General features: G+C 63.6%; 12 protein-coding genes. 11 read left to right on the top strand and 1 reads right to left on the bottom strand.

Annotation, left to right across the window (positions count from 1 at the left end):
* Positions 1-328: 328 nt before the first annotated feature.
* Positions 329-1,606 carry a 4-aminobutyrate--2-oxoglutarate transaminase gene (locus tag NKH41_RS00445; protein ID WP_352770752.1) on the top strand — a complete coding sequence of 426 codons (1,278 nt, stop codon included), beginning with the start codon at positions 329-331 and terminating at the stop codon, positions 1,604-1,606.
* Between the two features lie 9 nt (positions 1,607-1,615).
* Here NKH41_RS00445 and NKH41_RS00440 read toward each other — a convergent pair whose 3' ends face one another.
* On the bottom strand, positions 1,616-2,869 hold the full coding sequence (locus NKH41_RS00440) for an NAD(P)/FAD-dependent oxidoreductase (RefSeq protein WP_352770755.1): 1,254 nt from the start codon (positions 2,867-2,869) through the stop codon (positions 1,616-1,618).
* A gap of 422 nt (positions 2,870-3,291) precedes the next feature.
* On the opposite strand from NKH41_RS00440, the gene NKH41_RS00435 reads away from it, so the two are divergent.
* From NKH41_RS00435 to miaB, 10 genes are all read left to right on the top strand, one after another.
* A complete protein-coding gene (locus NKH41_RS00435; protein WP_502895699.1) occupies positions 3,292-4,584 on the top strand; it encodes an imelysin family protein in 1,293 nt (430 codons plus the stop codon).
* Between the two features lie 57 nt (positions 4,585-4,641).
* Positions 4,642-4,953, top strand: coding sequence for a (2Fe-2S)-binding protein (locus NKH41_RS00430; RefSeq protein ID WP_023676882.1), 312 nt, complete (start codon positions 4,642-4,644; stop codon positions 4,951-4,953).
* Positions 4,919-5,404, top strand: coding sequence for a bacterioferritin (gene bfr / locus NKH41_RS00425; RefSeq protein ID WP_023676883.1), 486 nt, complete (start codon positions 4,919-4,921; stop codon positions 5,402-5,404). Before NKH41_RS00430 ends, bfr begins: the two co-directional genes overlap by 35 nt.
* A gap of 12 nt (positions 5,405-5,416) precedes the next feature.
* Positions 5,417-7,024 carry a di-heme oxidoreductase family protein gene (locus NKH41_RS00420; RefSeq protein WP_352770758.1) on the top strand — a complete coding sequence of 536 codons (1,608 nt, stop codon included), beginning with the start codon at positions 5,417-5,419 and terminating at the stop codon, positions 7,022-7,024.
* Complete coding sequence (locus NKH41_RS00415) at positions 7,024-8,097, top strand: imelysin family protein (protein ID WP_352770760.1); 1,074 nt, start codon at positions 7,024-7,026, stop codon at positions 8,095-8,097. Before NKH41_RS00420 ends, NKH41_RS00415 begins: the two co-directional genes overlap by 1 nt.
* A 2-nt stretch (positions 8,098-8,099) precedes the next feature.
* Positions 8,100-9,206, top strand: a complete 1,107-nt coding sequence (locus NKH41_RS00410) for a DUF1513 domain-containing protein (RefSeq protein WP_352470055.1) — start codon at positions 8,100-8,102, stop codon at positions 9,204-9,206.
* A gap of 159 nt (positions 9,207-9,365) precedes the next feature.
* Positions 9,366-10,058, top strand: a complete 693-nt coding sequence (gene tsaB, locus NKH41_RS00405; RefSeq protein WP_352541250.1) for a tRNA (adenosine(37)-N6)-threonylcarbamoyltransferase complex dimerization subunit type 1 TsaB — start codon at positions 9,366-9,368, stop codon at positions 10,056-10,058.
* On the top strand, positions 10,058-10,552 hold the full coding sequence (gene rimI, locus NKH41_RS00400) for a ribosomal protein S18-alanine N-acetyltransferase (protein ID WP_352470057.1): 495 nt from the start codon (positions 10,058-10,060) through the stop codon (positions 10,550-10,552). The genes tsaB and rimI overlap by 1 nt, the downstream gene beginning before the upstream one ends.
* A gap of 21 nt (positions 10,553-10,573) precedes the next feature.
* The gene (olsA, locus tag NKH41_RS00395) at positions 10,574-11,374 is read left to right on the top strand and encodes a lyso-ornithine lipid O-acyltransferase (protein WP_352613878.1); all 801 of its coding nucleotides are present in this window, start codon (positions 10,574-10,576) and stop codon (positions 11,372-11,374) included.
* A 63-nt stretch (positions 11,375-11,437) separates the two neighbouring features.
* Positions 11,438-12,847, top strand: coding sequence for a tRNA (N6-isopentenyl adenosine(37)-C2)-methylthiotransferase MiaB (gene miaB / locus NKH41_RS00390; protein WP_352681250.1), 1,410 nt, complete (start codon positions 11,438-11,440; stop codon positions 12,845-12,847).
* Positions 12,848-12,859 lie beyond the last annotated feature (12 nt).

Genomic DNA, 12,859 nt, shown 5'->3' with positions numbered 1-12,859 from the left:
TCGTGTTCTTTCGCGCCCCCTCTGGCCTGCCGGCCATCTCCCCCACGGGTGGGGAGATTGGCCGTCACCACTGATTTCGCCAATCGCCAACGTTATAGAAGGAACGCTGCCGACGAAGCTGCCAATCTCCCTCCTTGTGGGGGAGATGTCCGGCAGGACAGAGGGGGGCGCGAAGGAACGGGACTTGGCAACTTTGTGTCAGGTCGCCCGCCGGACCGCAGGCCCAATCGCCCGCCGCCAGTGCCAACTTGAGGAAAACCTGAAATAAGCCCAGAAGAGTCTCAACAGCCATCAAACGAGAGCGGGCGCCGGCCCGGTGAGGGATACGATGACAAATTCAGCCATTTCCGAACGCAAGAGCCAGTCGATTTCGCGCGGCGTCGGCATGACCACTCAGATCTATGCCGATCGCGCCGAAAACTCGGAGATCTGGGATGTGGAAGGCCGCCGCTACATCGACTTCTCGTCCGGCATCGCCGTCGTCAACACCGGCCACCGTCACCCCAGGGTGATCGAAGCGGTCAAGGCGCAGCTCGAGCGCTTCACCCATACCTGCTACCAGGTCGTGCCCTATGAGAGCTATATCCGGCTGGCCGAACGGCTGAACGGCATGCTGCCCGGCAAGTTCGACAAGAAGACGATTTTTGTCACGACCGGCGCCGAGGCGGTCGAAAACGCTATCAAGATTGCCCGTAACGCCACCGGCCGGCCGGCGGTCATCGCTTTTTCCGGCGGCTTTCACGGCCGCACCTTCATGGGCATGGCACTGACCGGCAAGGTCGTGCCCTACAAGGTCGGCTTCGGCGCCATGCCGGCGGATGTCTTCCATGCGCCGTTCCCGGTTGCGCTGCACGGCGTGTCGGTCGCCGATTCGCTGGCTGCGCTCGACCGGCTGTTCAAGGCCGACGTCGATCCGGCCCGCGTTGCCGCCATCATCGTCGAGCCGGTGCAGGGCGAGGGCGGCTTCTACGAGGCGCCGCGCGATTTCATGACCGCATTGCGCAAGATCTGCGATCAGCATGGCATGCTGCTGATCGCCGACGAGGTGCAGACCGGCTTTGCCCGCACCGGCAAGATGTTCGCCATGGACCACCACGAGGTGGCGGCCGACATCACCACCATGGCCAAGAGCCTAGCCGGCGGCTTCCCCTTGGCGGCGGTCACCGGGCGGGCCGAGGTCATGGATGTCCCGAACCCCGGCGGACTCGGCGGCACCTATGGCGGCAGCCCGATCGGCGTCGCCGCGGCGCATGCCGTGCTCGACGTCATCGACGAGGAGAAGCTCTGCGACCGGGCCAACACGCTGGGCAACCGTCTGAAGCAGCGCCTGCAAGCGATCCGCGACGAAGCCCCGGAGATCGTCGATATCAGAGGCCCCGGCTTCATGAACGCGGTCGAGTTCAACGATGTGGCGAAGGGCCTGCCGTCTCCGGAACTCGCCAATGCGGTCCGGCTGAAGGCGCTCGACAAGGGCCTGATCCTGCTGACCTGCGGCGTCTACGGCAACGTCATCCGCTTCCTCGCGCCGATCACCATCCAGGATGGCGTCATGAACGAGGCGCTCGACATTCTGGAAAGTTCGATGCGCGAGGCCCGCGCCGCCTGAGCGATACGATTATTCTGCAGCGCGGACAGGCTCTCCTTCCTGGAAGGCGGCGAGCGCCGCCTTCAGCCCGTCGGGCCCGGTCGCGACAATCTGCGGCGACGGCGAAAAGCCGGCGCCGAGCATCTTGCGGCCAAGCATGTGGTCGCCCGGCCGGTTGACCGATTCGATGCCGAGCAGCCGGCTTCCGGCATAGTGGTAGATGGAGAATTTGTTCTCGGCCACGTCGCCCAGCACGACATGGCTGTCGCCACCCGCAATCAGGCCGACCATCTGCAGCTTCATGTCGCCGATATCGGACCAGAACCACGGCACCGCCGAGTAATTGTCGGTGTGGCCGGCGATGGTGCGTGCGGCGAGCCGCGCCTGGTCAGTGGCGTTCTGTACCGATTCCAGCCGCACGTCGCCGCCGGTGAACCAGTGCCGGTAAGACGCCGCGTCGCCGATGGCGAGGATTTCCGGCACCGACGTGCGCATCTGCTGGTCGACGCGGATGCCGTTGGCGATGGCAATGCCGGCGGCTTCGGCCAGTTCGACATTCGGCACGACCCCGATACCGATGACGACCATCTGCGCCGGCAATGTCTCGCCGGATGAGGTGATTGCAGCCGAAACACGGCCGTTCTCGTCCTCCAGCCGTTCGATGGTGGTGCCGGTAAGGATGCGCACACCGGTGGCCTCCAGCCGCTGGCGCACATGGCCGGCGATGACCGGTGCCACGGCGCGGCCGAGCAGCCGGTCGACCGCCTCGACCACCGTAACCTTGCGGCCTGCCGCGGTGAGCGTCGCGGCAATCTCCAGGCCGATGAAGCCGCCGCCGAGGATGACGACCTCCTCGCTTTGCGCGCTCAATTCGCGGATCAGGCGGGCATCGCCGAGCGAGCGCAGCGACACAACGCCGGAAAGCTCCGAACCCGGCAGCGGCAGCAGGCGCGGCCGCGCGCCGGTGGCGAGGATCAGCCGGTCAAACGGCAACACACCGCCGCCCGATATCTCCAGCCTGCGGCCGCCTACGTCGATCCGCTCGACCCGGATGCCTGGCCGGAAGTCGATGGCGCTGCCGGTATAAAAAGCCTCGCCGCGCAACGGCTGCGGCTTTGCTTGCTGATCCTTGATGAAGGTCTTCGACAGCGGCGGCTTGTGGTAGGGCAATTCGTTTTCGTCGCCGACCAGGATCACCGGGCCGTCATAGCCTTCTTCGCGCAGGCTGGCGGCCGCTTGCACGCCCGCATGACCCGCACCGACAATGACGACCCCGTTTTTCATAACAGCCCGATTCCTCATCCAAATCTAGGACGTCTCGCCAGGTGGCGATTGTCCGGCGCCGCCGCAAGAGCGCCGATCCGGGTCGCACCCGGAACGGCCGCCTGTCAACTGCGTCATGCGCCGGCATTCCTCATACGTCGGTGTTAAAGTTGACAGTTCTAGTTTAGAATAATTCTAAACTATTGTTTCAATTGAATTTTTTCTACGCCACCAGTTGACATCCGGCGTCTTCGCCGTTTTATGGAAGCTCGCGCGTCAGCGCATCCCTTTGATGTCTGGGCCTTGAACCCTTTCGATTGGAGGCATTTCGGTGTCTTTCTTCCGCGAACCGCGCGATGGCGCGACCCTTCTTTGCCCGCTGGCACTGCCCGCCGCGGCGCCGGCATTTCATTGATTCCCGAGGAGAGACAATCATGAGAACGATGATCACCGCGCGGTATGGCGGCAGGCTTGCGGCGATCGGCGCCACCGCGATGCTGACGGCGGCCGTGTTCGTGCTGCCGGCCAAGGCGCAAACCGATGCCAAGGCGGTCATCAAGACCTATTCCGACATTGCACTCGCCAAATACGAGGATTCGCTGATCGCGGCCGAGGCGCTCGACAAGGCTGTCGATGCGCTGCTCGCCAAGCCATCTGCCGAAACGCTGAACGCCGCCCGCGAGGCCTGGAAGGCATCGCGCGTTCCCTATCAGCAGACCGAGGTCTATCGCTTCGGCAACGCCATCGTCGATGACTGGGAAGGCAAGGTGAACTCCTGGCCGCTCGACGAAGGCTTGATCGACTATGTCGCCAAGAGCTACGGCACCGAGTCGGACGCCAACGCGCTCTACACCGCCAATGTGATCGCCAACAAGTCGATCGAGATCAACGGCAAGAAGGTCGACGCCACCGACCTGACGCCGGAGTTCCTCTCCGGCACCCTGCAGGAGGCCGGCGGTATCGAGGCCAATGTGGCGACCGGCTATCACGCGATCGAATTCCTGCTTTGGGGTCAGGACCTGCACGGCACCGGTCCGGGCGCCGGCGAACGGCCCTACACCGATTACGACCTCGCCAATTGCACCGGCGGCAATTGCGACCGCCGCGGACAGTATCTGAAATCGGCGAGCGACCTTCTGGTTTCCGATCTAAAGGATATGGTCGACGACTGGAAGGAGGGCGGCGCCGCCCGCAAGAACCTTGTCGATGGCGAGCCGAACGCCGCCATTTCGACCATCTTCACCGGCATGGGCTCGCTGTCCTATGGCGAGCTCGCCGGAGAGCGGATGAAGCTCGGCCTCTTGTTGCACGACCCGGAAGAGGAGCACGATTGCTTCTCCGACAATACCTACAACTCCCATCTTTACGATGCGATCGGGATCCGTGCCGCCTATCACGGCAGCTACAAGCGGCTCGACGGCACTGTCGTCGAGGGGCCGTCGGTGGCCGACATGGTCAAGGCGGCCGACCCGGCGGTTGCCAAGGAATTGTCGGACAAACTGGACGTCACCGTCGCCAAGATGGAGGCCATCAAGGCGCGGGCGCTTGCCGGCGAGGCCTATGACCAGCAGATCGGAGAAGGCAACACGGAAGGCAATGCCACTGTGCAGGCGGCGATCGACGCGCTGGTCGATCAGACCAAATCGATCGAACGCGCCGTCGGTACCCTGAAGCTCAATGCGATAGCCTTCGAGGGCTCGGACAGCCTCGATTCACCGGACAAGGTGTTCCAATAGACTATCGAAACCACCAGCCACGCGACGCAGCGAAGCGCCGTTAGCCAGAGCGACAAAATGCTGATCTGCCATTGCAACATCATCACCGAAAAGGAGATAGAGCAGACGATCGTCGGGCTGCTGGATGAGGACCCCTGGCAGCTGATCGTGCCGGCGAAGGTCTATCACGCCATGCACAAGCGCGGTCGCTGTTGCGGCTGCTTCCCAAATGTGGTCGAAACGATCATTCGGGTCACCGAAAATTACCATGCCCGCTCGGCGGCGAGTGGCGTGGACATCGTTTCACACCTGGATCGCGTCAGAGGCCTGCGCGTCCAATACGGGAGCAGAACCCATGAAAGGCGAACAGCAGATCATAGAGCGGCTTAACGAGGCTCTGTTTCTGGAACTTGGGGCGGTCAATCAATACTGGGTGCATTTCCGGCTGCTGGAAGACTGGGGATACGCCAAGCTAGCGAAAAAGGAACGCGCTGAATCGATCGAGGAAATGCACCATGCCGACCGGCTCGTGGCGCGCATCATCTTCCTCGAGGGCCATCCGAACCTGCAGTCCGTGGCGCCGCTGCGCATCGGGCAGAATGTCAAGGAAGTGCTCGAATCCGATCTTGCCGGCGAATACGACGCGCGCACCGCCTACAAGCGTTCGCGCGAGGTTTGTAACGAAGCAGGCGACTACGTGACGATGAAGCTGTTCGAGGAATTGCTGGCTGACGAGGAAGGTCACATCGACTTTCTCGAGACGCAACTCGACCTGCTCGCCTCGATCGGCGAAGAAAAGTACGGTCAACTCAACGCAGCGTCGGCCGACGAGGCGGAATAAGGATATGCCGGAATGCGGCGCCCCCTAGATTTCATGCGCCGCTTGCGGCCGGCCGAGCATTGTGGCCTGCCGCCTCAGAAGAAGCCGCGATACGGTATCCTTCGCGGCGCCTTTCTTGCCGTGGTGGCGACGCTCACAGCCTCGGCGCTGGCCGGGGCGCCGCAACCGGCGGGGCTTGCCACCAGCCGCACGGATCTGACGCCGAAGGATCTGGCGCGCGTCATCGCCATCACCAGGCCGACCAGCGATTTCTCCAAGCCCGAGCAATTCGAGCTGATGCAGGGCGGCGCCGGCACCTCGAAGAAGGACGTCAACAAGGACGCCTTCTCGCAATCCTCCGCCAACATCAGCTTCGAGGAAGAGGGCACCTTCAAGCTCGGCAATGCCATTTTCCGCAAGAACTGGGTGTCCTCGCCATCCTCGACACAAGCCTCGGATGGGCTCGGTCCGTTGTTCAACGAGCGCGCCTGCCAGAACTGTCATCTGAAGGACGGTCGCGGCCATCCGCCCCAAGGCGACAGCGGCACCACCTCGATGTTCCTGCGCCTGGCAAGGGAAGCCAGTACCGAGGAGGAGAAAGCCGCGCTCGCCGATCACAAGGTGCTCAACTTTCCCGACCCGGTCTATGGCACACAACTTCAGGAGCTAGCCGTTCCCGGCCTGCAGGGCGAAGGCAGGATGCATGTCGATTATCAGGAGCAAAAAGTAAAACTGGCGGACGGCAGCGTCGTGTCGCTGCGTAAGCCGAGCTATTCGGTCGAGGGTCTCGCCTACGGGCCGCTCGATCCGCACACCACGCTGTCGCCGCGCATGACACCGCCGATGATCGGCCTTGGCCTGGTCGAGCAGATCGCTCCCGCCGACATCCTTACGCGTGCCGATGCGGCCGACCGCGATGGTGACGGGATTTCCGGCAGGCCAAACATAATACGCGACGCCAGCAGCGGTGAACTGACGCTCGGCCGTTTCGGCTGGAAGGCGCAGGCGGCATCGATCCGCCAGCAATCGGCGGACGCTTTTGCCGGCGATATTGGCATTTCGACGCCCGAAGTGCCGAAGCACTGGGGCGATTGCAGCGCCGCGGAAAAGACCTGCCTTGGCCTACCTAACGGTGTACAGGAGCGCCTCGGTCCGGTCGAAGCGCCGCCGCCGGTCATGGACCTCGTGACCTTCTATTCGCAAAACCTTGCCGTGCCGGCCCGGCGCGATCTCGACAGACCGGACGTGCTCGCCGGCAAAAAACTATTCTACGATGTGGGCTGCATCTCCTGCCATACGCCGAAATTCGTCACCCGTCGCGGCACCCCGAACAAGGCGCAGGCATTCCAGCTGATCTGGCCTTATTCCGATTTCCTGCTGCATGACATGGGACCCGGTCTTGCCGACGGACAGGCGGTGGGCGAGGCCACGGGAAGCGAATGGCGCACGCCGCCACTGTGGGGCATCGGGCTCACCCAGACCGTCAGCGGCAACACCTTCTTCCTGCATGACGGGCGCGCACGAAGCCTGGCCGAGGCGATTCTGTGGCATGGCGGCGAGGGCCAGAAGGCGCGTGACCGCTTTGCCGCTGCCGATGCGGCCGACCGCGCCGCGCTGATCAAGTTTCTGGAGTCGCTCTGATGCGGAAGCGTCTTGCATTCGCTCTGATGCTGGTCCTCGCCGGTGCGCTGCCGGCATCCGCGACGGTGAAGGCTTCGGATGTGATCCAGCGGGCGATCGACGGCTTCGTCCGCCCGGCCTATGCCAGATTGCATGACCGTGCGGACAGCTTGGCCAAGACCATGCACGCGCTTTGCCAAGCGCCCTCGCGAGACAATCTCGATGCGGCACGCGCCGAATTCTCAGGCGTCGTGGATGCCTGGTCGGTGGTGGAAATCATCCGTTTCGGGCCGATCGCGGAAAACAACCGGTTTGAGCGCATGCTGTTTTGGCCGGATCGCAAGAGCATCGGCCTGAAGCAGGTGCAGGCAGCACTTGCCGGCAAGGATCCGACAGCCGCCGATCCGGCCCAGCTGGCTACAAAGAGCGTCGCCATGCAAGGGCTCGGCGCACTGGAATTCGTCCTCTACGGCGACGGAGCCGGTCAATTGGTCGGCAGGGACGACGCCTATCGCTGCGCCTACGGTGCGGCCATTGCCGGCAATGTCGAGACGACTGCCGGCGAGGTTGGCGATGCCTGGAACGAGCCCAACGGCTTTGCCGCGCTCTGGGCCAATCCGGGTCCGCAGAACGCGCTCTACCACGACGGCACCGAAGCGGTGACCGAACTGGTCGGCGTCTTCATCAACGAGCTGGAAATGGTCCGCGACGTACGCCTGAAAGGCTTCCTGGGCGCCAAGCCGGAGGCCGACAAACCGAAACAGGCGATCTATTGGCGCTCGCAAAACACCGCCCGCTCGCTGACCGGGAATCTGGCGGGCATGGACACGCTGTTCCAGGCCTCGCAGCTTGGCGACGCGCTGCCGCCCGATGCGCGCTGGATGGCAGAATCGGTCCACATCCAGCTCACCAACGGGATCGAGGCGGCCAAGGCGATCAGGGGACCGATCGACAAGGCACTTGCCGATCCGGCGCTGCGCCAGAAGCTCGACTATTTCTCGCTGGTGACATCCAGCCTGACGACCCTGATCGGCACCAGGCTGACCGCCGAATTCGGCCTGACCGCCGGGTTCTCGTCATTGGATGGTGACTGATCATGAGGACGCCGCTGATCGATCGGCGCGATTTCCTGAGGGCCGCAGGCGCTGGTTTCGTAGCGGCGATGGCGCCGTCGGCCTGGGCAAAGACAATCGACGCCGACGCGGTCTTCGCCACCGCTTTCGTCAAGCGCGACGGCAGCTATGGCGCGGCCGTCCTGTCCGAGGCCGGCAAGTTGTTGCACACGATCGATCTGCCCGATCGGGGCCACGACGTTACCTTCGACCCGGTGTCCAATCGTTCGGTGGTGTTTGCCAGGCAGCCGGGCACCTTTGCTGTCGTCTTCGACCATACCGGCCGCTATAAACCGCACACCATTGCCAGCGTTGCCGGCCGGCATTTCTTCGGCCATGGTGTGTTCTCGGCCGATGGCACGCTGCTCTACGCAACCGAGAACGATTTCGACAATGCCGCCGGCGTCGTCGGCGTCTATGACGCGCATGCGAAATTCAAGCGCATCGGCGAGTTCCCGACCTACGGCGTGGGCCCGCACGAACTTCTGCTTCTCTCCGACGGCAGGACAATCGCTGTCGCCAATGGCGGCATCGAAACGCATCCGGATTATGGCCGCGCCGAGCTCAATATCGCAACGATGAAGCCTTCCTATGTTCTGGTCGACCGCCTTACCGGCGATCTCACCGAAAAGCACGAATTACCGCCGGCGCTACACCAACTGTCGATCCGCCATATGGATGCCGATCGCTCCGGCACCGTCTGGTTCGGCTGTCAATACAGGGGGCCGGGTACCGATCGTCCCCCACTGCTCGGCCGCGCGGCGCGCGGCATGGACCTGAAATTACTCGACATGTCGCAGGACGTGCTCTCCGCCTTCAGGAACTATATCGGCTCGGTCGCCGCCAACCCTGCCGCCGGCACCATCGCGGTGTCTTCGCCTGAGGGCAATTCGCTTGCCGTGATCGACGCGGCCAGCGGCCGCATCGTCGCCACCAAGGCGCTGGTCGAGGTTTGCGGCGTTGCAGCCGATGGGGAAAGCTTCATGGCGACGACCGGCGCCGGCGATATCGTCGAGTCCGGTGGCTCGATACATTCCGAGCCTGACTATGTCTGGGACAATCACGTGCTGCGTATCGAGCAGGTCGGCTAGTCCCGATACCTATTGTGGCGATTGCGTGCGTTGGAACTTACATTCTTGGACCCGCGCCGAAGCCAAGTCGCCTGACGATTTATCCATTATTCCCTTGCGGGGATCAGCCCTGGCGGGCAGAGGGAAGCTGTTTTCGAAACTGTCTCAACCGGCCGCTTCATGAAATTGCTCGCCATCGACTGTGCCGCCAATCTCTGCGCCGCCTGCGTCTACGACGCGGCGGCCGGGAAAGAACTCGGCCGTTCGGTGCTCGATCTCGGTAAGGGTCATGCCGAGCATCTGATGGGTGTCATCGAAAAGGCGTTGGGGACCAGCAGAACCGACTATTCCGGCCTCGGCGCCATTGCCGTTTCGACGGGTCCGGGCTCCTTCACCGGTCTGCGCGTCGGCGTCTCGGCGGCGCGCGGCCTTGCGCTGGCGCTGAAAATCCCGGCGATCGGCGTGACGACTCTGGAGGCCCTGGCGGCGCAAGCGAGAGCGGCATTTCCCGGTCGCGCCGTGCTCGCCGCGCTCGATGCAGGTCGCGAGGAGATCCATGCGGCACTTTACGATGAGAGGTCGGTTCTGATCTTTGGTCCGGCCGTGACCACGCTCTCGCAAGCAGCCGCCATCGCGGTCGACAGATCTGCGGTTCTCGCCGGCACGGCGGCAACCCAAATTGCCGCGGCGGCCGGGCGCAGCTTCGATCTCGGCGGGACGGCGGCCACCGCCGACATCGCCGTCTATGCCCGGCTGGCCGCCGCCCAACGTGCCGGTAAAAAGGGCGAGGGCGAAAAGCCGAAACCGCTCTATCTGCGCGGCGCCGACGCCAAGCCGCAGGCCGGCTTTATTCTATCTAGGCAAAAAAACTGATGCGCATTCCATTCCTCCAGCCGCGTCGCAGGGACTATGCGATCGAGCCGCTGACGGTTGCCGACAGCGCGGCCATGTCGGTGCTGCATCGCGAGGATTTCGCGCGGCCGTGGACCGACGACGAATTCGCCGCGCTGCTCGAGCAGGACACGGTGTTCGGCTATGCCGCGCGCGAGACCGGACAGGGTGCCAAGCCGCCGGTCGGCTTCGTGCTGGCTCGGCTGGCGGCCGGCGAGGGGGAGATCCTGACGGTCGCGGTGGCACGCTCGCATCGGCGCCGGGGGCTCGGCTGGCAATTGATGGATGCGGTGCTGCGTGAACTGCACGCACAGCGCGCCGAGGCACTTTTCCTCGAGGTCGACGAGACCAATGTCGCCGCGATCGCGCTCTACCGGCGGTTCGGCTTCCGCGAGGTCGGCAAGCGCGCCAACTATTACAAGTCGCCGGAGCACGGCCCGACCGGCGCGCTTGTCATGCGCCGCGATCTTCGCTAGCCAAACGCCGGGGTGGTGCGGATGATCGGAAAAATCAGGATTTTCCTGGCCCTGGGGCTGGTTGTCGTCGGCTCATTGGTGCTTGTGCCTTTGCAGATACTGTCGATGAGGACCGGACTCTGGCGCGAGACCTTCATCCTGAAGATCTGGCACAGAATGATCGTCAGGGCGCTGGGGCTGCGCATCCATGTCAAGGGAGCGCTGTCCGGCCAGCGCCCATTGCTGATTGCTGCCAACCACATCTCCTGGACCGACATCATGGTGCTGGGGTCGATGGTCGACGTGACGTTCATCGCCAGGGCCGATATGGCAGGCTGGCCGCTGATCGGCATGCTGTCGAAGCTGCAACGCACCGTCTTCATTGAACGTGAGCGCAAACGCTCGTCGGGCGACCAGGCGAGCGAGATCGCCGGCCGGATGGCCAAGGGCGACGCCATGGTGCTGTTCGCCGAAGGCTCGACCGGCGACGGGAACATGATCCTGCCGTTCAAGAGCACGCTGTTCGGCGCCGCTACAATGGCGATTGCGGAAGGGGCGACCGAACAGGTCTTCATCCAACCGGTGGCGATCGTCTATACGCGCCTGCATGGCGTGCCGCTCGGCCGCCGGCATCGGCCGGTTGCCGCCTGGATCGGCGATGAGGAGCTGATGCCGCACCTCAAGGTGCTGATGGCCGAGGGCGCCCTCGACGTCGAGGTGCATTTTGGCGAGGCGATTGCTTTCTCCAGGGGCTCGAGCCGCAAGGAGACGGCAAAGCAGATGGAACGCCAGGTTCGCGAGATGGTACAAGCGGCGCTCGCCGAACCGCGTCCGAGCCGGTAGGCTGAGCAGGTTCCGGCCAGATTCGTCTGTTTTTTGTCGGGGAAAGGCGCTAGAAGCCGCGAAATGGAATTGAACACGATAGAACGTGACGACATCGGCGCTGCCGCCGAAAACCTGGTCGTTCCGCCTGCCGCGACCAGAAAGGTCTTCGTCAAGACCTATGGCTGCCAGATGAACGTCTACGATTCGCAGCGCATGACCGATGCTCTGGCGGCCGACGGCTATGCCGCGACAGACGCCATCGGCGAGGCCGATCTGGTGCTGCTCAACACCTGTCACATTCGGGAGAAAGCGGCGGAAAAGGTCTATTCCGAACTTGGGCGCATCCGTGAGCTGAAGGCGGAACGTGCCAAGGCCGGGCGCGAAATGCTGGTCGGCGTCGCCGGCTGCGTGGCGCAGGCCGAGGGTGCCGAGATCATCCGCCGCTCGCCGGCTGTCGATCTGGTCATCGGTCCGCAGACCTACCACCGGCTGCCCGGGGTGCTGGCGAGGGCGCGGAGCGGCGAAAAGATCGTCGAGACCGATTATGCCGTCGAAGACAAGTTCGAGCATCTGCCGCAGCCGAAGCGCGCCGAACTGATCAGGCGCGGCGTGACGGCGTTCTTGACCGTTCAGGAAGGCTGCGACAAGTTCTGCACCTTCTGTGTCGTGCCCTATACGCGCGGCTCGGAAGTCTCGCGGCCGGTGGCACAGATCGTCGCCGAAGCCGAGCGCCTGGCGGATGCCGGCGTGCGCGAGGTGACGCTGCTCGGCCAGAATGTCAACGCCTGGCACGGAAGAGGTGAAGACGGCGAGGAATGGGGCCTTGGCCGGCTGCTGTTCAGGCTGGCAGAGATTCCAGGTCTGGCGCGGCTGCGCTACACGACCAGCCATCCGCGCGACATGGACGATGAATTGATCGCCGCCCATCGTGATTTGCCTACGCTGATGCCCTATCTACATTTACCGGTGCAATCCGGCTCCGACCGCATACTCAAGGCGATGAACCGCAGGCATATGGCCAAGGACTATCTGACGTTGATCGACCGCATCCGTGCCGCACGGAACGACATCGCACTGTCCGGCGATTTTATTGTCGGCTTTCCCGGTGAGACGGGAGCGGATTTCGAGGCGACGATGCAGTTGGTCGAAGACGTCAACTATGCCTCGGCCTTCTCGTTCAAATATTCTCCGCGCCCCGGCACGCCGGGCGCGGAGATGGGCGATCACGTGCCGGAGGCCGTCAAGGACGAGCGCCTGCAGCGGCTGCAGGCGCTGCTTCTGAAACAGCAGCAGCATTTCGGCGCAAGCCTGGTCGGCAGGACTATCGACACGCTGATCGAAAAGCCTGGCCGCCAGGCCGGCCAGAAGGTTGGCCGCTCGCCGTGGCTGCAGCCGGTTATTGTTGATGAAAAGGCCGGCGAAATCGGTGACATTATCCAGGTACGAATCACGAAGACGGGCTACAACAGCCTGTTCGCCGAATTGGCCTGAAGGCCTCGGCAG

The sequence above is a fragment of the Mesorhizobium sp. M1169 genome (assembly GCF_040318345.1).
GTDB lineage: Bacteria > Pseudomonadota > Alphaproteobacteria > Rhizobiales > Rhizobiaceae > Mesorhizobium.
Note: the sequence above shows the minus strand (reverse complement) of the source record. Positions and strands in the feature narration are given on the sequence as shown.

Coding starts and splice junctions, on each gene's coding strand:
- NKH41_RS00445 (WP_352770752.1), top strand. CDS start 329: ATGACAAATTCAGCCATTTCCGAACGCAAGAGCCAGTCGATTTCGCGC.
- NKH41_RS00440 (WP_352770755.1), bottom strand. CDS start 2,869: ATGAAAAACGGGGTCGTCATTGTCGGTGCGGGTCATGCGGGCGTGCAA.
- NKH41_RS00435 (WP_502895699.1), top strand. CDS start 3,292: ATGATCACCGCGCGGTATGGCGGCAGGCTTGCGGCGATCGGCGCCACC.
- NKH41_RS00430 (WP_023676882.1), top strand. CDS start 4,642: ATGCTGATCTGCCATTGCAACATCATCACCGAAAAGGAGATAGAGCAG.
- bfr (WP_023676883.1), top strand. CDS start 4,919: ATGAAAGGCGAACAGCAGATCATAGAGCGGCTTAACGAGGCTCTGTTT.
- NKH41_RS00420 (WP_352770758.1), top strand. CDS start 5,417: ATGCGGCGCCCCCTAGATTTCATGCGCCGCTTGCGGCCGGCCGAGCAT.
- NKH41_RS00415 (WP_352770760.1), top strand. CDS start 7,024: ATGCGGAAGCGTCTTGCATTCGCTCTGATGCTGGTCCTCGCCGGTGCG.
- NKH41_RS00410 (WP_352470055.1), top strand. CDS start 8,100: ATGAGGACGCCGCTGATCGATCGGCGCGATTTCCTGAGGGCCGCAGGC.
- tsaB (WP_352541250.1), top strand. CDS start 9,366: ATGAAATTGCTCGCCATCGACTGTGCCGCCAATCTCTGCGCCGCCTGC.
- rimI (WP_352470057.1), top strand. CDS start 10,058: ATGCGCATTCCATTCCTCCAGCCGCGTCGCAGGGACTATGCGATCGAG.
- olsA (WP_352613878.1), top strand. CDS start 10,574: ATGATCGGAAAAATCAGGATTTTCCTGGCCCTGGGGCTGGTTGTCGTC.
- miaB (WP_352681250.1), top strand. CDS start 11,438: ATGGAATTGAACACGATAGAACGTGACGACATCGGCGCTGCCGCCGAA.